17 protein-coding genes and 1 pseudogene are annotated in these 19,015 nt (G+C 65.9%); 12 read left to right on the top strand and 6 right to left on the bottom strand.

Annotated features, from left to right (window positions below; translation table 11 throughout):
- Nucleotides 1–150: 150 nt before the first annotated feature.
- Together A7D17_RS13760 and A7D17_RS13755 are read left to right on the top strand one after the other, a co-directional pair.
- Nucleotides 151–1,314, top strand: a complete 1,164-nt coding sequence (locus A7D17_RS13760; protein ID WP_064509601.1) for a PAS domain-containing sensor histidine kinase — start codon at nucleotides 151–153, stop codon at nucleotides 1,312–1,314.
- Nucleotides 1,307–1,675, top strand: coding sequence for a response regulator (locus tag A7D17_RS13755; RefSeq protein ID WP_064509600.1), 369 nt, complete (start codon nucleotides 1,307–1,309; stop codon nucleotides 1,673–1,675). The genes A7D17_RS13760 and A7D17_RS13755 overlap by 8 nt, the downstream gene beginning before the upstream one ends.
- 115 nt (nucleotides 1,676–1,790) lie before the next feature.
- On the opposite strand, the gene A7D17_RS13750 is transcribed toward A7D17_RS13755, so the two are convergent.
- Together A7D17_RS13750 and A7D17_RS13745 are read right to left on the bottom strand one after the other, a co-directional pair.
- Complete coding sequence (locus A7D17_RS13750; RefSeq protein ID WP_064509599.1) at nucleotides 1,791–3,140, bottom strand: glycoside hydrolase family 16 protein; 1,350 nt, start codon at nucleotides 3,138–3,140, stop codon at nucleotides 1,791–1,793.
- Nucleotides 3,141–3,528: 388 nt separating this feature from the next.
- On the bottom strand, nucleotides 3,529–3,804 hold the full coding sequence (locus A7D17_RS13745) for a DUF2798 domain-containing protein (protein ID WP_064509598.1): 276 nt from the start codon (nucleotides 3,802–3,804) through the stop codon (nucleotides 3,529–3,531).
- A 136-nt stretch (nucleotides 3,805–3,940) separates the two neighbouring features.
- On the opposite strand from A7D17_RS13745, the gene A7D17_RS13740 reads away from it, so the two are divergent.
- The gene (locus A7D17_RS13740; RefSeq protein ID WP_064509597.1) at nucleotides 3,941–4,888 is read left to right on the top strand and encodes a LysR family transcriptional regulator; all 948 of its coding nucleotides are present in this window, start codon (nucleotides 3,941–3,943) and stop codon (nucleotides 4,886–4,888) included.
- A 325-nt stretch (nucleotides 4,889–5,213) separates the two neighbouring features.
- Here A7D17_RS13740 and A7D17_RS13735 read toward each other — a convergent pair whose 3' ends face one another.
- Nucleotides 5,214–6,797, bottom strand: coding sequence for an alpha-N-arabinofuranosidase (locus tag A7D17_RS13735; RefSeq protein ID WP_064509596.1), 1,584 nt, complete (start codon nucleotides 6,795–6,797; stop codon nucleotides 5,214–5,216).
- Nucleotides 6,798–7,043: 246 nt separating this feature from the next.
- Between A7D17_RS13735 and A7D17_RS13730 the strand changes: the two genes are divergently transcribed.
- Nucleotides 7,044–8,093, top strand: coding sequence for an aldose epimerase family protein (locus tag A7D17_RS13730; protein WP_064509595.1), 1,050 nt, complete (start codon nucleotides 7,044–7,046; stop codon nucleotides 8,091–8,093).
- Between the two features lie 48 nt (nucleotides 8,094–8,141).
- Here A7D17_RS13730 and A7D17_RS13725 read toward each other — a convergent pair whose 3' ends face one another.
- The gene (locus tag A7D17_RS13725; protein ID WP_064509594.1) at nucleotides 8,142–8,933 is read right to left on the bottom strand and encodes a cytochrome C assembly family protein; all 792 of its coding nucleotides are present in this window, start codon (nucleotides 8,931–8,933) and stop codon (nucleotides 8,142–8,144) included.
- A 440-nt stretch (nucleotides 8,934–9,373) separates the two neighbouring features.
- Here A7D17_RS13725 and ffh point away from each other — a divergent pair, with 440 nt between their 5' ends.
- The 8 genes from ffh (at nucleotide 9,374) to rplS (ending at nucleotide 16,437) form a co-directional block, all read left to right on the top strand.
- Nucleotides 9,374–10,747 (top strand): signal recognition particle protein, encoded by a 1,374-nt coding sequence (gene ffh, locus A7D17_RS13720; protein ID WP_064509593.1) that lies wholly within the window; start codon nucleotides 9,374–9,376, stop codon nucleotides 10,745–10,747.
- Nucleotides 10,748–11,405: 658 nt separating this feature from the next.
- A complete protein-coding gene (locus A7D17_RS13715) occupies nucleotides 11,406–12,233 on the top strand; it encodes a DUF2314 domain-containing protein (protein WP_064509592.1) in 828 nt (275 codons plus the stop codon).
- A gap of 7 nt (nucleotides 12,234–12,240) precedes the next feature.
- Complete coding sequence (locus A7D17_RS13710; protein WP_064509591.1) at nucleotides 12,241–13,332, top strand: NAD(P)H-dependent flavin oxidoreductase; 1,092 nt, start codon at nucleotides 12,241–12,243, stop codon at nucleotides 13,330–13,332.
- Nucleotides 13,323–14,120 (top strand): aminotransferase class IV family protein, encoded by a 798-nt coding sequence (locus A7D17_RS13705; protein WP_064509590.1) that lies wholly within the window; start codon nucleotides 13,323–13,325, stop codon nucleotides 14,118–14,120. The genes A7D17_RS13710 and A7D17_RS13705 overlap by 10 nt, the downstream gene beginning before the upstream one ends.
- A 109-nt stretch (nucleotides 14,121–14,229) precedes the next feature.
- The gene (rpsP, locus tag A7D17_RS13700) at nucleotides 14,230–14,490 is read left to right on the top strand and encodes a 30S ribosomal protein S16 (protein ID WP_029220601.1); all 261 of its coding nucleotides are present in this window, start codon (nucleotides 14,230–14,232) and stop codon (nucleotides 14,488–14,490) included.
- 43 nt (nucleotides 14,491–14,533) lie between these two features.
- Nucleotides 14,534–15,046 (top strand): ribosome maturation factor RimM, encoded by a 513-nt coding sequence (rimM, locus tag A7D17_RS13695; RefSeq protein WP_064509589.1) that lies wholly within the window; start codon nucleotides 14,534–14,536, stop codon nucleotides 15,044–15,046.
- 65 nt (nucleotides 15,047–15,111) lie between these two features.
- Nucleotides 15,112–15,885 carry a tRNA (guanosine(37)-N1)-methyltransferase TrmD gene (trmD, locus tag A7D17_RS13690; RefSeq protein WP_064509588.1) on the top strand — a complete coding sequence of 258 codons (774 nt, stop codon included), beginning with the start codon at nucleotides 15,112–15,114 and terminating at the stop codon, nucleotides 15,883–15,885.
- Nucleotides 15,886–16,029: 144 nt separating this feature from the next.
- On the top strand, nucleotides 16,030–16,437 hold the full coding sequence (gene rplS / locus A7D17_RS13685) for a 50S ribosomal protein L19 (protein ID WP_005989873.1): 408 nt from the start codon (nucleotides 16,030–16,032) through the stop codon (nucleotides 16,435–16,437).
- Nucleotides 16,438–16,900: 463 nt separating this feature from the next.
- Here the strand turns inward: rplS and A7D17_RS22935 are convergent.
- Nucleotides 16,901–17,026 (bottom strand): annotated as a pseudogene (locus A7D17_RS22935) (septum site-determining protein MinD); the annotation flags it as partial.
- A gap of 96 nt (nucleotides 17,027–17,122) precedes the next feature.
- On the bottom strand, nucleotides 17,123–18,598 hold the full coding sequence (locus A7D17_RS13675) for an MATE family efflux transporter (RefSeq protein WP_064509586.1): 1,476 nt from the start codon (nucleotides 18,596–18,598) through the stop codon (nucleotides 17,123–17,125).
- Between the last annotated feature and the right edge of the window lie 417 nt (nucleotides 18,599–19,015).

Raw genomic sequence — 19,015 nt, 5'->3', positions numbered from 1 at the left:
CGGACCGAAACTGGGAGGGCGGTCATGGTAGCCGATAAGTTTCACGCGCAAATCGCCGGGTTTTTGACGCTTTTGCGGCTGTGACTGCTTGCACGCAACCTTCACGTGCACGTCACTAAGGTCGCGCGCTTTTCCGGGGAACATCGCCAGATGGATGCCCAGACGGCCATCGACAACGCGGGGCCGCTGTCCCACGACAGCCGGCAGTGCCAGCTGTTGGTGCAGAGCGTTTCCGACTACGCCATTTATATGCTCGATGTCGCAGGGCATGTGCGCAGCTGGAACCCCGGTGGCGAGCGCATCAAGGGCTACTGCGCCGATGAGGTGCTCGGCGTCCATTTCTCGCGTTTTTACCTGCCCGAGGATGTGCAGCGCAACGAGCCGATGCGCAATCTCGAGCTTGCCCGCCAGCAGGGGCGCCTGGCCACCGAAGGCTGGCGCCTGCGCAAGGACGGCAGCCGCTTCTGGGCCAGCGTGGTGATCGAACCGGTGCTGGAATTTGGCGTGCTGGTCGGCTTTGCCAAGATCACCCGCGATGTCACCGACCGCCATGAAGCGCAGCGACTGCTGCAACAGGCGCAGCACGCGCTGTTGCAATCGCAGAAGATCGAAGCGCTGGGCAGACTGACGCTGGGCATGGCGCACGATTTCAACAACCTGCTGACGGTGATGGTGACCAGCCTGGACCTGATCGCCTTGCGCGCCGGCGACGATGCGCGCACGCGCATGCTGGTGGAAGCGGCGCAGACGGCGGTGGATCGCGGCACCTTGCTGACGCGGCAGCTGCTGTCGTTTGCGCGCGGTCAACGGCTGGCACCGGAACGACATGCCGCCAACGCGGTGGTGACGCGCGCACTGGAGCTACTGCGCCGCGCCTGCCCGGCGGGAACTGGCTTGGCGTTGCAGCTGCCCGATGCATTGCCGGATGTGTGTGTTGACCCCAGTCAGCTCGAATCGGCACTGCTCAATCTGGTGTTCAATAGCTGCGATGCGATGCCCAACGGTGGCGCGATCATCTTGAGCACCGACGTGCAGCAGCGCGTTGCGCCATCGGACCCGCACGGCGCCGCGCGTCGCTATGTCGGCATTGCGGTGCGCGACGACGGCCCGGGCATGTCGGTGCACGTGGCGCAGCGCGCCAGCGAACCGTTTTTCACCACCAAGGATGTTGGCAAGGGCTCCGGCCTCGGATTGAGCCAGGTATTCGGCTTTGCATCCCAGTCCGGCGGTTTTGCCGAGATCGAGACCGCACCAGGACGCGGCACCACTGTCACCCTGTTTCTCCCGGCCATCGAGGAGGCCGAGCATGACTGAACCCCTGCGCCTGCTGATGGTGGAAGATCAAGAAGAACTGCGCGAGTTGATCGGCGAGGCCCTGCGCGATGCCGGCATCAGTGTCGACACCGCCGACGATGGCCACGGCGCGTTGCGCATGCTGCGCGAGAGCGGCCCTTACGACGTGGTGTTTAGCGACATCCGCATGCCCAACGGCATGTCGGGCATCGAACTGAGCGAGCAGGTGGCACAGCTGCTGCCGCAGGCGCGCGTGATCCTGGCGTCGGGCTTTGCCAAGGCGCAGCTGCCGCCGCTGCCGGCACGGGTCGATTTCCTGCCCAAGCCGTATCGCTTGCGCCAGCTCATCGACATGCTGAAGGGCGTGGCCGCCAGCGCCTGAGCACCGCCGGCCGCCGCGCCTTGAGCGGCTGCATCCCCTCCCTGCACCGGGTCATCCTGGTTTCGAACGGTGCCGCGGCCAGCGCTGATCGCTGGCTGCACATGCATCGCCGCGTTCAGCGGCTCTGGTAGTACACCTTGTCGATGGCGATCTCCACCGGCGCTGCCGGCGGATCGGCTACCAGCATGAATGGCTGTTTCACCGCCCGCAGGTCCAGATCGTAGAACGCGCTGAAGGGAATGCTCACCGCGTGCCAGGCTCCATCGCGCACCAGTCCATACTGGTTGCCACCGGCCACGAAATCCACCCAGCTATCGCCAAAACTGGTGTTGATGCCGATCTTGAAAGTGGATGGTGTGGTCGTCTTCAGGTGCAGCTTGAGCGCGCCACCGGCGTAGGCGGCCAGATTGCGGTAATCGCTCTGGATGCCCAGCCCGAACCAGGCGCCGGCATTGGCGCGGTAGGCCATGACGCTGCCACCCTCGAACGGCGCCTGCGCGATTGGGCTGAGGTTGTTCCATAGATACAGTTCGGCATCCTGCCCGAAGGTCAGCCGCGCGCTGGTATCGGTCTGCTCGGTGAACACGCCAAAGCGTCCGCCAGGTGCGGCGTGCTGCGTGCCCACGTACAGCTGCGATCCGGGGTTTTGATACAGGCGGATGTAGTCGATCTCCATCTTGCCGGGCAGCGGCGCGGTGACGGCCGCCGGCGAGGTCACGCCGGTATAGGTGCCGCCGACGGCCAGATTGAGCAGCAGATAATGCTGCTGATGGAATTCGTGCAGCGATGCGCCTTCGATGTTGGAGATGGCGAATTCGAAGTATTGCTGCCCATCGATTGACACGCGCAGGAACTGCGGGTCCCAGGTCAGCCGGTACACATGGAAGTCGTTGTGCAGGTTCACCGGGTGGGTGTAGCTGGTGTCGTAGTCGGCTTGCGAGCCGTTGTAGTCCCAGTGCACGGCCGCACCGATGCGGCGGTTGGCGGTGCCGTTGGCAATCGCTGCCGCCATACCGGCTTCCATCAGGTCGATCTCGCCACGGCCGGGCCACACGCCGATCGTGCCCAGCATCCAGTAGGCCGGCCACAGCCCGTTGCCGACCACCGGCGTCTTGATGCGCGCTTCGAGCGTGCCGTACTTGAAGTGCATGCGGCCTTCGGTCTTGAGCCGCGCCGAAGTGAACGGCATGCCCTGGAAAGCCTCGCGGCGCGCTTCGATCACCAGCCGGCCGTTGTCGATGCGCGCGTTCTCGGGGCGGCTGGTGTAGTACTGCATCTCGCCGTTGCCCCAGCCGCACAATCCGATCTGGCAGCCGTTGCCAACATCGTAGGTCCACGTGTTGCCATCGATGGACGGCCCGTTGAAGTTCTCTTCCCACACCAGGGTTTGCGCCTGCGCACCGGGCGCCAACGCCACGCCGAGCACAACCGCCACCTGCATCGCCACACTGCCCAAGGACTTCATGCCTGCTTCTCCAAGCGTGGGCCGGGGCCCGTGGAGAGTCGACGCTGCGGAGCAGGTACTTCAGTGTCAAAGCAAATGTCCGGCCTGTTTCAGTTTCGTGGCGTTCATTCCGGAATAATCAATCATTGGCATGACGCCGGTCGCAAACGTCCGCGCGTGCATGCTGCGTGGCAACAGTCACCAGCGATGCGTGGCAAATCGCACCCAAAGTGCCGGTCAGCCAGTCACCATCGACCTCACCAGCACTCTGAAGCCGGCTGGCATGTGTGCCGGCGAGGCAGCGATCGCTGCTGGGCCATGCCGGTAGCCGGGCGTGACCATCGCCGCAGCTGTGCGGCGGGATTGCAGGCAGTGCCGACCTTGCGGCAAGCGGATGCAGCGGAAGCGCTCAGGCCACCGGATGCACTGTCCACGCCACCAGCCGTATCACCAACGGGCGTACTACCAGCACGCAGCAAAACGCAGTGGGCATCGCGATGCGGTAGGCATCCAGCACGCGCCACTGGAAGCCCGGCGCCAGGCCGGTGTTGGCGGCGGTGATCACCACGCACATCAACAGGGCCATGATTGCCGCCATGTAGAACGCGAAGACGAACGGCGTGGCGCGCACGCCCAGTTTCCAGCGTGGACGTGCAATGACCGGGGAGGGCGGAGATGAGCTCATGGGGTGACCTTGGAGGTGTCGCGCAGTAGCGCCTTGACAGCACTGTAGGGTGGCCGGTGCGGGCGGGGTAGATCGCGTAAGCTTGCGGCTTCCGTAAGCGTTACTTACGAGTTGTTTGGTAATACGTGCTCCATCGATGAACATTCTTCAGTCGATTCGCAGTTTCGTCAGCACGGTCGATGCCGGCAGCATTGCCGGCGGCGCCAAGTTGCTTGGCATCAGCGCCGCGGCGGTGAGCCAGAACATTGCGCGGCTGGAGCAGCATCTGGGCGTGCGCCTGCTGCACCGGACCACCCGCAGCCTGGCATTGACCGAACCTGGCGCGCTGTACTTCGAGCAGGTACGCCAACTGGAGCGCGACCTGGAGCGTGCGCGGCAACTGGTGGCCGGCCCGCAGCAGGCGCCCGCCGGGCGGCTGCGGGTGGCCAGCACCGCCGCCTTCGCCCGGCATGTGCTGGCCCCGATGTTGCCGTCGCTACACCAGCGGTATCCGCAGTTGGAGATCGAGCTGCTGTGCACCGACCGGCTGGTGCAGCACCCGCAGGAAAATGTGGATGTCAGCCTGCGCATCGAAGCGCAGCTGGAAGACGGCCTGGTGGCCCGCTGTATTGCCCAGGTGCCGTTCGTGGTGTGCGCCGCGCCCGCGTATCTGGCCCGCTGCGGCACGCCGACCAGCCCGGACGAATTGAAGTACCACCGCTGCCTGCTGTTGCGGTATCCGGTGGATGGCCGCTTCCTGCGCTGGACCTTCGTGCGTGACAGCGTGCGTTTCCAGCCGCAGCTGGGCCAGGCGATGGTCAGCGACGATGTGGACGCATTGGCCACCATGGCCGCTGCTGGCGGCGGCATCACGCGCGTGGCCGCTTTCGTGGTGCAGCCGTACCTGCAGCGCGGCCAGCTGCAGCAGTTATTCCTGCCCGAGAGCACCAGCGCAGGCCAGGTCGCCCTGGAGCCGCTACGGCTGTACCTGTGCGTTGCCGACCGCCGCGACTTTACGCCCAAGGTGCGCGCCTTCATGGACCACATCGTCGAACGCCTGCCGCAGGAATGGCAGGTAGCCGAACCGGCGTTGGCGCCGGGATAGAACGGCCGACAAAACGTAGCGGGCACGCGTCAGGTGGGCGTAGCCGATGCGCAGGAATTGACGTACGTGAGAAGGCTACGAGGACGCCAAGCTCTGGCCATGGTCGCTGGGCGTCTGCGTCGCAGGTGGGTCAGTCGTTCCTGGGTTGCCTGTGCCAGGTCAGCTTCGACCGCCGGTGCAGCAACGCGGCGTGCACCGTTGCAATGGGTTGCCTGCGCGTTGAATGACCAATGCGCGCCGGGTGGTGGCGACCCTGCGACCAGCGCGAGCCAGCCATTTCCAGCAGCGTGCTGCGCAGCGATCGCCATTCTTCGCTGATGGCGGCTCACTCAAGCCTGAGCATCACCACCGAGCGTGCAGGTAGCGCCACTGTCAGCGTCTTGCGTTGCAGGCGTGCCCCCTTGAACGATGCCGGTTCCACCGCGTGCGGCTGCGCGAACGTGTTATGCGCAGTGATCGCGGGGGCGGTGAGAATCTGTCCCTCGACACGGCGTGCGGACAGCCCCTGCACCTCCACGCTGACGTCAGCCGCGCTTGTTGCATCCAGGTTGGTCAGCGCCACATACACATGCCCATCCCTGGCCTTGACCGCCGAACCGTGCACTGCCGGCACCTGCACGCTGCCATGGCGATACTCGGGCGTGCGCAGGTCGAGCGGCAGTCGGGTGGCGTCCTGGTAGGGCTTGTACAGGGCGAACACGTGGTAGGTCGGCGTCAGCACCATCTTGTCGCCGTCGGTGAGGATCATCGCCTGCAGCACGTTGACCATCTGCGCGATGTTGGCCATGCGTACGCGCTCGGCGTGCGCGCTGAAGATGTCGAGGTTCAACGACGCCACCAGCGCATCGCGCAAGCTGTTCTGCTGATGCAGGAAACCCGGGTTCGCATCGGGCAGCCCTGCATACCAGGTGCCCCATTCGTCGACCACCAGCGCGACTTTCCTGGCCGGATCGTACTTGTCCATAATGGCGCTGTGCCTGGTAATCAGCTCGTCCATCACTAGGGTGCGCGAGAGCGTGTCGATCCACGCGGCCTCGTCGAAATCGGTGGACGAGGCGCGCGGCGGCCAGCCGCCAGGCACGGTGTAGTAATGCAGGCTCAGGCCGTCCATCAGCGTGCCGGCCTCGCGCATCATCACCTCGGTCCAGTGGTAATCGTCGTTGTTCGGGCCGGGGGCGATCTTGAGGATCTTCTGGTTGGCCGGCGCCTTGACGAAGGTCTGGTAGCGCCGGTACACGTCGGCCGCGTATTCCACCCGCATGTTGCCGCCGCAGCCCCACAGCTCGTTGCCCACACCGAAGTAGGGCATCTGCCAGGGCGCATCGCGGCCATTGGCGCGGCGCTCGCTGGCCAGGCTGGAGCGGGTGGGGGCGGTCATGTATTCGGTCCACTGCGCGATCTCGTCCGGCGCCGCATTGCCCACGTTGCCGGCGATGTACGCCTGGGTGCCGAGCAGTTCGGTGAAGTCCATGAACTCGTGGGTGCCGAACCGGTTGGATTCCTCCACGCCGCCCCAGTGGGTGTTGACGCGGATCGGGCGCTTGGCCGGCGCGCCGACACCGTCGCGCCAGTGGTATTCGTCGGCAAAGCAGCCGCCCGGCCAGCGGATATTCGGCACCGCAATGGCTTTTAGCGCGGCGAGTACGTCGTTGCGGTATCCGCGCGTATTGGCAATCGGCGACTCCTCGCCCACCCACACGCCGCCGTAGATACCGGTGCCCAGATGCTCGGCAAACTGTCCGAATACCTGGCGCGACACCTGCGCGCCAGGCTGGTCGGCGTGCAGCGTGCCGTTCACCTTGACCTCGGCCGCAGAGGCCGCCAATGCAGTGATCGCCGCAGCGACCGCAACCATGGTGGGCAGCAGCCTGCTGCGTGAGGTCTGCAACGCGAGGGAAATCCACTGCATCGGCTGGGCGCTCCTGGGGTCGGTAGGCGAGGGCGTGCGCTGGCATCGCAGCGGGCGCGCCGGTAGGGTAGTGCGTGCGTGGCGGTCTGTCGCTGCGGCGCTAGACCGGAAGGCGAGCACTGCCGCGTGCGCGTGCTGCTGCGTGCCGGCAGCAGTGTTCGGCCGGCCAGGATGTGCGCGAGCGCATGGCCGGTGACGGCGCCAGGCGGCTATGCTCGCGGGCTTCCAACAGCGGCGGGGCGATTCATGCAGCGAGTGTTCGGGCAGTTGCCAGACGGAGTCGAGGTCCACGCGCTCACCTTGCGCAGCGATGCAGGGCTGGAGGCCGAAGTGCTGACCTATGGCGGCATCCTGCATGCGCTGCGGCTGACCACCGCACAGGGCGTGGTTCCGTTGCTGCTGGCCTTGCCGGACCTGTCTGCCTACGCGGCCGATGGCGACAGCCTCAATATCCTGGTGGGTCGCTTCGGCAATCGCATCGCCGGTGCGCGCTACACCCTGGATGGGGTGACGCACGTGCTCGCAGCCAACGAGGGGCGCAACCAGTTGCACGGCGGCCTGCGCGGTTTCGGCCGGCGGGTCTGGAGCGTGCTGGAGCAAGCCGTCGACCAGGTGCTGCTTGGCTACGACTCGCCCGACGGTGAAGAAGGCTATCCCGGCAACCTGCAGGTGCGTGCACGGCTGGCCCTGCATGGCGACACGCTGCAGCTGGACTTCGAGGCCTGCTGTGATGCCGCCACGCCGTTGAACCTGACCCATCACCCCTATTTCAACCTGTCCGGTGCCCCCCAGACGCGTGCCGCACTGCAGGTGTTGCGGGTGCCGGCGGACCGCTATCTGCCGGTGGATGCCGAATCGATCCCAACCGGAGAGATTGCCGCGGTGGCCGGTACCCCGTTTGACTTCCGCACGCCTGCCGCGCTGGCCGAGCGGATCGACCCGGCGCACCCGCAGATCGTGCTCGGCAAAGGCTATGACCAGTGCCTGGTGCTGGCCGAAGGAGCGCGCTGCGTCGCCGAGCTGTACTCACCGCACAGCGGAGTGGCGATGCGCATCAGCAGCGATGCGCCGGCCGTGCAGCTCTACGAGGGGCAGCATCTGGACGCCCATCACCCGGGGCTGGGGCGCGGCATCTGCCTGGAGCCGCAGGATTACCCGGATGCGCCCAATCACCCGCAGTTTCCTTCGACCATCCTGCGACCCGGGCAGGTCTATCGCCGCCGCATCGCGTATCGCTTTGCCAGCCCGGGCCCGGAGCAGCCGTGGGAGGTGGTCAGTGCTGCATTGGATGGCTAGTGGCTGCGTCTGTCCACGGTGACCGCCGGTCACTCGGCGTCATCGCAATCAGCGCGGCCCCAGCACCAGCTCGATCACGAACTTGCTGCCGAAGAACGACAACACCAGCAGCGCCATTGCGGTCAGCGTCCAGTGCACCGCCTTGGTGCCACGCCAGCCATTGCGCCAGCGGCCGACCAGCAGCGCGCCGAACACGACCCACGACAGGATGCTGAGCACGGTCTTGTGCAGCAGGCGCTGCGCCAGAAAGTCCTGCACGAACAGCAGGCCGGTCAGCAGGGTCAGGCTCAGCAACACGAAGCCGACCGTGATCGTGCGGAACAGCAAGGTTTCCAGCTCGGTCAGCGGCGGCAGCGCACGCAGCCAGGTATGGAAGTCGCGTCGCCGTAGCGCGCGCTCCTGCAGCCACAACATGATCGCCAGCAACGCGGCGATGCCCAGGGTGGCGTATGCCAGCAAGGCCATCCAGGCGTGCAGCTCCAGCCGCCAGCCCAGGTCCGCGCTCGGCTCGTGACCATAGGCGTGGTAACAGGCCAGCAGGATCGCCGACAACGGGAACACCACCACGCCCACCGCCGCAGTCCTGCCGCGCCCGCCGAACACCGCGGTGAGCCCGGCCATGCCAAGGCCGGTCAGCGACAGCGCTGCGAAGAAGTGCATGTCCGGCCCGCCGGCGGTGCGGAACGCCACCAGTACGTGGTAGCCGGCATGCAGCGCCACCGCTGCCAGCGCCGGCGCCAGCCAGCGCGCAGGCGACTGGTTTCCATCGCGCATCACCGCACGGGTGAGCAGGGCCGCAGCCAGCAGGTACAGGGCGAACGCGATGAGAACGATTGTCATCGTGGAAGTTTCGCATACTGGAGGCTGGGATTCGGGATTCGGGATTCGGGAATCGGGAATCGGGAATCGGGAATCGGGAATCGGGAATCGGGAATCGGGAATCGGGAATCGGGAAAAGCTGGCGGCCGCGGGGCATGTGGGCTGGGGCTGGTAGAGAAGCAGTGGCAGGCGGGGGAATGGAGGCGCCCGGGCGAGTGAGGCGCAGCACGGCACTCACGGCACCGGGCCCGCACCGGCGGCGCACGGGCGGGACAGACTGGTCTGGTTGTGCTGCTCCTGCTGTTCGCGGGCCCCCGGAGTGCTGGTCTGCGCACTGTCGCGCGTTCGCGGGGCTGCTCCGCCGGGATGGTGTCGCCAGGCGCGCGGCGGGTCGGTTGGGGCGGGGCGTTGGCCGGTGCCGCTATAATCGACGCCCGTTTCCCCTTCGCGGTCCCTTGCGCATGTTCGAGTCCCTTACCCAACGTCTCTCCGGCACCATGGAGCGCCTGCGCGGCCGCGGCCGCCTGACCGAGGAGAACATCCGCGAAGCGACCCGCGAAGTGCGTATCGCGCTGCTCGAAGCCGACGTCGCGCTGCCGGTGGTGCAGGCGCTGATCGAGCGCATCAAGGTGCGCGCAGTGGGCCAGGAAGTGCTCAAGTCGCTGACCCCGGGCCAGGCCCTGATCAAGGTGGTACGCGACGAGCTCACCGCCGTGATGGGTGCGGCCGCCACCGACCTCAATCTCAACGTGCCGGCACCGGCGATCGTGCTGATGGCCGGTCTGCAGGGCGCGGGCAAGACCACCACGGTCGGCAAGCTCGCCAAGCACCTGAAGGAAAAGCGCAAGAAGAAGGTCATGGTGGTCTCGGCCGACGTCTACCGCCCGGCCGCGATCGAGCAGCTCAAGACCCTGGCCGAACAGGTTGGCGTATTGTTCTTCGCCTCCGATGCGTCGCAAAAGCCGGTCGACATCGTGCGCGCGGCCATCAGCGATGCGCGCAAGTCGTTCGTCGACGTGCTGCTGGTCGATACCGCCGGCCGCCTGGCGATCGATCAGGCGATGATGGACGAGATCAAGGCGCTGCATGCCGCGGTCAACCCCACCGAGACCCTGTTCGTGGTCGATGCGATGACCGGCCAGGACGCGGCCAACACCGCCAAGGCGTTCGGCGAGGCACTGCCGCTGACCGGCGTGGTGCTGACCAAGACCGATGGCGATGCCCGCGGCGGTGCCGCGCTGAGCGTGCGCTACATCACCGGCAAGCCGATCAAGTTCGTCGGTACCGGAGAAAAGACCGACGGCCTGGATGTGTTTCATCCGGATCGCGTCGCCAGCCGCATCCTGGACATGGGCGATGTGCTGTCGCTGGTGGAGCAGGTCGAGCATAGCGTCGACCAGGAAAAGGCCGCAAAGCTGGCCGCCAAGGTCGCCAAGGGCAAGAAGTTCGACCTCAACGACATGAAAGAGCAGCTCGAGCAGATGCAGAACATGGGCGGCATCCATGGGCTGATGGACAAGCTGCCGGGCATGGGCCAGATCCCGGACAACGTCAAGCAGCAGGTCACCGGCAAGGAAGTGCCGCGCATGATCGCCATCATCAATTCGATGACCAAGAAAGAGCGCCGCAACCCGGCCCTGCTCAACGGCTCGCGCCGCGCCCGCATCGCCCGCGGCTCGGGCATGCAGCCGGCCGACGTCAACAAGTTGATGAAGCAGTACCAGCAGATGGAAAAGATGATGGGCAAGCTGGCCGGCGGCGGCATGAAGGGCCTGATGCGCAACATGAAAGGCATGATGGGCGCCATGGGCGGCCGCGGCATGCCGTTCCGCTGAGTCTGCTCATTCGCTCGCGACGCGATAACTGCGTGCAGTGGGTGCATTCGCAACGTCACGCAGGGCAGAGAAAGGATGGGCTTGGTGCGATTGCCGGTACTTTGCGTCGCAGCGATCAAGCTGCATGGCACCAATCCGCGCGCAGGCGAATGCGAGGCGCTCATGCGCACGTTGGAGCTGGTCGTCGAAGCGAAGTGCTGTTAGGCCCCACATCAGATAGCCCAGCAACTGTGAAAGGAATGATCAGTCGGACATGAGCAGTCGCGATCCACTCACCAGCGATCTACGCGTCAAGTGGTCTGTCGTTACAGACAGTCTTGAGTTCATGCACCCGGATTCTCAGCAGTTTCCTGATCCGCTCTTTCGGGTCCGAGCGGCCACGCTCTCAGGTATGTCGTTTGATGAGGTTTCAAGATTTATAGGTGAGCGCGTTGTGCTTCTGGTCCCAGAGCTACGGGACCGCTACATAGACCCACAGTCAGGGCTGCGTACCAATGCAGCCGGGGCCTAACAATTCATTCAAGCCGAACCCGCTTCGCGGGTCGGCTTAATTCAGGTGTTGAAAACTGCCGCCATGCCGCGCTAGCGCCTGCCTCGTGCCGGCGGCCGACCAACGTTCGCCTGGCGTGGCCAGCGGCGCTTACTTCGAGATGGACAGATGACCGAAAGCCGTACGTACTCCGCCCAGGACGATGCCGCGATGTTGGCGGCGTACGTCGATGCGCGCGCGACGTTCAAGTTTTTCTGGCGTGAACTGTCCTGGGAATATCGCCGGATCGTGCCGGCGTTGTCATTGGCAGCGATCAAACTGCCGTTTGCCACCGACGCATCCGCGGTTGGTGTGCCTTCGCATGAGCACATGTGGGTATCGGACGTGCAGTTCGACGGTGACCAGCTGTCCGGCAAGCTGGTCAATAAACCGGCTTGGATCTCGGGGCTATCCGCTGGGGAGGCGGTGTCTGCGCCGATCGGCGAACTGGGAGACTGGATGTACGTCATCGATGGGCTGGCTTACGGTGGCCATACCATCGATGCGATGCGTCGCGCGATGTCGCCGGCCGAACAGATCGAGCACGATGTCGCGTGGGGCCTGGACTTCGCTGAGCTGGGCGAAGTGCGCCTGGTGCCTAAACCTGTGCAGGAGCGTAAAGGTGGCCTGTTCGACAAGCTAGTTGGTCGCAAGCCGGCACAGCCTGCCGCAGCGGAACGGGATCCGTCCGAGCGCGAGCATCCGATGAGTGAAAGCATGGGGCCCCAGTTCGATCAGGCCCTGCGCGATCAGCCCGACATGGTGCATTTTCGCGATGATGCGGGTTGGACCTTATTGCAGCGCGAGGCCCAGGCTGGCAATTACCGGCCGGTTTCGCTGCTGCTCAAGCACGGCGCAGATGCGTCCCTACGCACGCCCTCGGGAAAGAGTGCGCTCGACCTGGCGTGGCAGATGCAGTGGCCCAGGATCGTGCAACTCCTCGAAGGCCATCGCTGAGGTCGTCATGACACAGTCGCTCGCATCGGATGGCCCGTACTCACACGTCGCCCATTTTTGCGAGCGCTTTGGCGTGCGCGTCCCGATCCTGCTCAGCCCCATGGCCGGCGCCTGCCCGGTGCCGTTGTCGGCGGCGGTTGCCAACGCCGGTGGCATGGGGGCGATGGGGGCGGTGTTGTCGCAGCCGCAGGACATCGTTGCGTGGATGGCCGCCTTCGGTGAGGTGAGTGCGGGCCCTGCACAGATCAATCTCTGGATTCCTGACCCGGTGCCCGCGCGCGATGCGGTAGCGGAAGCGCGTGTGCGTGCGTTTCTCGCGCAATGGGGTCCGCCCATCCCCGACTCGGCTGGCGACGCTGCACCTGCCGACTTCGATGCCCAGTTCGACGCCTTGCTCGCTGCCCGCCCGGCGGTGGCCTCCTCGATCATGGGCGTGTTTCGTCCCGATCAGGTGGCGCGACTGAGAGCGGCCGGCATTGCCTGGTTCGCCTGCGCCACGACCCTGCAGGAGGCGCGTACGGCACAGGATGCCGGCGCCGATGCGGTGGTTGCGCAGGGCGCGGAAGCCGGCGGCCACCGCGGCGCGTTCGCTGCCGGCCAGGCCGAGCGCCAGATGACCGGCTTGTTCGCGCTGGTGCCGCGGCTGGTCGATCGGCTGGATATCCCGGTGATCGCCGCAGGCGGTATCGCCGACGCGCGCGGCATTGCCGCGGCGCTGACGTTGGGCGCAAGCGCCGTGCAGATCGGCACCGGCCTGCTGCGCACGCCCGAAGCGGCACTGCCCGGCGCCTGGGCCAACGCGCTGGCCGCGTCCGAGCCCGAGCAGACCCAGCCCACTCGCGCATTCTCCGGGCGACTCGGTCGCGCGCTGGCAACGCCTTATGTGCAGGCCGCCAGCGCGGCGGATGCACCGTCGCCGGCACCGTATCCGGTGCAGCGCGCGCTGACTGCACCGATGCGTCAGGCCGCCGTCCACGACAACCGCCTGGACGCACTGCAGGCCTGGGCCGGGCAGTCGGCCTGGATGGCGCCCGCGCAACCGGCCGGCGAACTGGTCACGCAGTGGTGGGAGCAGGCGCAGGCACTGTTATGTCGCTGATCTTCTGCAACGGCGCACCGGCCAGCGCGCAGCAACTCGGCGCCGCGGCGCTGATCAACTACGGCCACTTCACCACGTTGCAGGTCCGCAGCGGCGCCACGCTGGGGCTGGATCTGCATTTGCAGCGCCTGCAGCAGGGAACTCGCGCGCTGTTTGGCCAAGAGCTGGAACCGCAGCAGCTGCGGTCGCACCTGCGTGCCGCGCTGGCAGCATCGGCGATGGCCGATGCCAGCCTGCGCGTCACCGTGTTCGCGCCCGATTACGATTTCCGCAACCCCTTGCGCGAGGTCGCACTGGATGTGCTGGTCGCCATCTCGCCGCCGGCGGAGATGCCCGAAACCGGTCTGCGCGTACAGGTGACCGATTACGTACGCGAACGGCCGGAACTCAAGCATGTCGGCACGTTTCCGCTGCTGCACCTGCGCCGCCTGGCCATGCAGGCGGACCACGACGATGTGGTGCTGCAGGATCGGCAGGGCAGGGTGCTGGAGGGGGCGTTCTGGAATCTGGGGCTGTGGGAGCGCGGCGCAGTGGTGTGGCCGCAGGGGCCGACGCTGCTGGGCACGCGGCAACAATTGCTGCAGTCCGGCCTGAAAACCTTGGGCATCGCCCAGGTGAGCCGGCCGGTGGAGCTCGGCGAGCTGGACCGTTTCGATGGCGCATTTGCCTGCAATGCACGTGGGCAGCAGGCCATTGTCGCGCTGGGGCCGGCACGCTGGGGTCCGCATGCGGCGCAACTGCCGCTGCTGGCGCGGGCCCTGCAAACCCATGCCTGGCAAGGGATCTGAGTGATCTGACGCAGTTGCGCGGGGTGGCTTGGCTTCGCTGGCGCGGCCCGCTATAATCGCCGGCTTACCGCGCCACTCTGGCGACTGGGCAACTCAGGAAAACGACACCATGGTCAAGATTCGACTGACCCGCGGCGGCGCCAAGAAGCGTCCGTTCTACCACATCATCGTGACCGACGTGCGCAGCGCGCGCGACGGCCGCAACATCGAGCGTCTGGGTTACTACAACCCGGTTGCGCAGGGCGCCGAACCGCGCATCGTGCTCGATATCGCCCGTGTCGACCATTGGGTTGGCAATGGTGCACAGCTGACCGACAAGGTGCGTAACCTGTATCGCGAAGCGTCCAAGTCCCAGGCCGCTGCGGCCTGATCTTGAGGGCCAGGCATCGCTGCCTGGCCCAGAGTCGACACAGATGAAGCCGACCGAGCGCCGCATCCTGTTAGGCAGGATAGTCGGCGCTTTTGGTGTCAAGGGCGAGCTCAAGCTCGAATCCTGGACCGAACCGCGCAGTGCGATCTTCCGCTATCAACCGTGGATCGTGCGTTCGCCGTCCGGCCAGGAATCGGTGCTCAGCGGGGTACGTGGACGCGATCAGGGCAAGAATCTGATTGCGGTATTCCCCGATATCACCGACCGCGACACCGTCGAAGCCATGCACGGGACCGAGATCTTTGTTCCCCGCAGTGCATTGCCGCCGCCCAAGCCCGATGAGTATTACTGGGTGGATCTGGAAGGCCTGCAGGTCGAAACCGTCGAAGGCGTCAAGCTGGGCACGGTGTCGCACCTGTTTTCCACCGGTTCCAATGACGTGGTGGTGGTACGCGGCGATCGCGAGCGAATGATTCCGTTCGTGTTGCCGGACTTCGTCAGGTCGGTGGATTTCGAGGCCAATCTGATCGTGGTCGACTGGGATCCGGATTTCTGATCAAAGCGGTGCATCGGCTCCGCTCTTGCTCTACCCATTCCCCAATCCCGATTCCCGATTCCCCAGTGCGCATCGACGTCATCAGCCTGTTCCCCGAATTCATCGCGCAATGCGCGGCGTTCGGCGTGGTCGGGCGGGCGCAGGAGCGTGGATTGCTGGAATTGCAGGGCTGGAATCCGCGCGATCATGCGCAGGGCAACTACCGCCGGGTGGACGATCGTCCGTTCGGTGGCGGGCCCGGCATGGTGATGTTGATCGAGCCGTTGCGGGCTTGTTTGGACGCGGTGCAGGCCGCCGACCCACGTCCTGCACCGGTGATCTACCTCAGCCCGCAGGGGCGGCCGCTCACCCAGCCGCTCGCCCGCGAGCTGGCGCAGTTGCCGCGCATGGTGCTGTTGTGCGGCCGCTACGAGGGCGTGGACGAGCGCTTCCTCGACCAGGCGGTGGATATGGAAATCTCCATCGGCGACTACGTGCTGTCCGGTGGCGAGCTCGGTGCGGCAGTTCTGGTGGATGTGGTGACGCGCTTGCAGGACGGGGTGTTGAATGACGCCGAATCCGCCGCCCAGGACAGTTTCGAAGGGCCGCAGGGCCTGCTGGACTGCCCGCACTACAGCCACCCGTCCAGCCATGCCTGGGGCGATGTGCCGGAGGTGCTGCGGTCGGGCAATCACGGGGCCATTGCGCGCTGGCGTCGGCAGCAATCGCTGGGCCGGACCTGGCTGCGTCGTCCGGACCTGCTGGACGAGGCCGGGCTGGACAAGCACGATCGTCGCTTGCTGGAAGAGTTTCGCCGCGAACTCGACCCAGGCGGCGATAAGCCCGGCGACAAGAAATAAGGGCGCACCCCTAGCCCTTGAAGATTTGATTGGGGTACAATATGCGGCTTGCTGGCCAGCCTTGCGTCTGGCCCTCCTACGAACCTCGAGCAATCGCCGTGCGGCGACTGCCGGTCCAATATCACCAGACACGCGGTGCCCACCATGAGCAAACTCAACAAGACCATCCTGGCTGACTTCGAAGCCGCCCAGATCCAGCGCAAGCTGCCGGAATTCAACCAGGGCGACACCGTTGTGGTGAACGTCAAGGTGAAGGAAGGCAACCGCGAGCGCGTGCAGGCCTATGAGGGCGTGGTGATCGGTACCAAGAATGCCGGCCTGAACTCCGCTTTCACCGTGCGCAAGATCTCGCACGGTTTCGGCGTCGAGCGCGTGTTCCAGACCCACAGCGCCATCATCGACTCGGTCGAAGTGAAGCGCCGCGGTAAGGTCCGCGCCGGCAAGCTGTACTACCTGCGTGGTCTGGAAGGCAAGGCTGCCCGCATCAAGGAAGATCTGGCCGCTGCTGCACAGGCCAAGGCCGCTCGCCAGGCTGCTGCCAAGGCCGAGTAAGCCACACCGCTGGCAGGTCATTCGACCTGCTGCTGCCAGACGGCCGCCTTCGGGCGGCCGTCTGCGTTCTGACGATATGGTCCGGGTTCGATGGGCCGGGTTGGCTCCCGGATCGCCTGCAACGCCAGGCATTGGCCGACACCGCCTGGCCAGTGCCGTTGTCGACCAGGATTGCCAGGGACTCCCGCTGCGCACTGCAGCAAGCTCAGTGCCACGTACCCGCTATCGAGGACGAGCGCGCCGAGGCGGCAACGCCGTCAAAAGCAGGGAGGCCGCGTCTGAGGCATGCGAGAAACGCCTCGGCTTTGCAGAGTTGCGGTCCAAGGATGGGGCAGGCTTTGCTGGTCCATGTACGGTCATGCGCGTTTCCAGCGGGCGCGTACGGCATCGCTATGTCGACGGCATGAGTGCGCATCCTGGTGTGCTCGTGCCGCACGCTCTGCGGATTGCAGATTGCGGACTGCAGGAACGCCAGCACCGTTTTGCCTTCCTCGGCCTTGCGGGTCTTGTAATCGAGCAGGCCGATGATGCGGTCGGAATCGCGCACCGAAGACACTTCCGGGTTCATCAACACCACGGCGCGGTCGGCGACCTACATCGACAGGAATGTGTCTTATACACCGGCAGGAACGCACCTTTTCGATACCGGCCGGCGACGCCCAGGTAGCTGCCGGCGGCGCAGGCGCTAACGCGCAGGCGGCTGTGCCGGGTCGGTGATCGGCGCCGGGTCGGCGACCGGCGAGGCCGGATGTGCCGGCACTTCGGCGGCGGCGGCCAGCGCGGACGGGTGAGTCGGGGTGGCCAGCATGCGGGCCTTGCGCCAGCCGCCCCAGCGGTAATACGCCAGCGACAGCAACATCGAGCAGGTGGAACTGATCGGGAAGCTCCACCACACCGCATCGGCGCCCAGATGCGGCAGCAGGGCATTGGCCAGCGGTACCCGCACCCCCCACAGCGAAAACGCCAGGATCAGCAGCGGCGGGATCACCGCGCCGGTGGCGCGCACCACACCCGACACCACGAAGCTCACCCCGAACAGCAGGAACGACCAGATGGCGATGTGGTTGAGATGGCGCGCGATCTCCAGGGTGGCGCTACCTTCGGGCAGGAACAGCGCCAGGGTCCAGCGGTCGAACAGGATCAACGGCGCGATCAGCAGGCCGGTCATCAGGAAGTTGGCGGCGACCCCGGTGCGGGCGGTGGCATCCACGCGTGCCCACAGGCCGGCGCCCACGTTCTGCGCAGCCATCGACGAGCAGGCCGCGCCCACCGCCATCGCCGGCATCTGCACGTAATTCCATAGCTGCAGCGCCGCGCCGTACGCGGCAGCGGTGTCGGTGCCGAAGCCGTTGACCAGCGACAGCATTGCGATCATCGCCAGCGAGATCATCACCATCTGCAGCCCCATCGGCACGCCCTTGACGATGAGCGCACGCAGGATGGTGGTGTCGATGCGGAACAGGTGCAGATCGCGCCGCCCCAACCACAGGATGTGGCGTTTCCGGCGCAGATACACCAGCAGCCCGACCAGCGCGACCACCTGCGCGATCAGCGTGGCCCAGGCCGCACCGGCGATGCCCAGCGCGGGAAATGGGCCGATGCCGAACAGCAGCAGCGGGTTGAAGACGATATCCAGCAGCACCGACAGCAACAGGAAACGGAACGGCGTGCGCGCATCGCCGGTGCCGCGCAGCGCCGCCGACAGAAACGCGAACAGGTACAGCGTGGGCATCGCCAGGAAAATCACCCGCAGATACGCTTCGGCCAACGCCTGCGAGGCGGCCGGCGTGCCCATCGCGGTGAGCAGATGCGGCGCCAGGAACCAGCCCAGCACGGCGATCACCGCCGACAGACCGCCAAAGAAACTCGCGCTGGTTCCCATCACCTTGCGCGCCTGGGCGATGTCGCGTGCGCCCATGGCCTGGCCGATCAGGATGGTGGACGCCATGCCGATGCCGAACACCGAACCGATCAGGAAGAACATGATGCTGTTGGCGTTGGCGGCGGCCGTCAGCGCTTCTTCGCCCAGATAGCGGCCGATCCAGATGGCGTTGACCGAGCCGTTGAGCGACTGCGCGATATTGCCGGCCATGATCGGCAACGCGAACAACAGCAGGTTCTTGCCGATCGGGCCTTCGGTCAGGACAGCGGATTTGGGCATCGCTTGGCATCGTCGCGCAGAAGCTGCGCACACTAGCATCGCCGTGTGAGATCCGATGCATGCCATCCAGTTTGCGCCGCAGATTGCGTTGGGGCACGCGCTATGTTCGGCGCCAGCGGTGACTGCCTTCGCAGAGATGGTGCGCTGGCTGTTCGGGATGCGCTGCAGAGCAGGGGCGTGTCCCTCATCCGGCGCTGCGCGCCACCTTCTCCCGCAGGCGGGAGAAGGGCTGGGGCTGACGGGCGCGCTGTCGGATCGGCGATGGGCGCAGGCAACGCTTCCTTTCCCCCGCGTGCGGGTGAAGGTGCCCGCAGGGCGGATGGGGGGTGCTGCAAGTTTCGTTGGGACGCGCTCTCCGTTTGACACCAGCGGTGACTACCTTCGCAAAGATGTTGCGCTGGCTGTTCGGGATGCGCT

It is taken from the genome of Xanthomonas floridensis, from assembly GCF_001642575.1.
Classification (GTDB): Bacteria; Pseudomonadota; Gammaproteobacteria; order Xanthomonadales; family Xanthomonadaceae; genus Xanthomonas; species Xanthomonas floridensis.
This window is presented reverse-complemented; position numbering and strand designations above follow the sequence as displayed.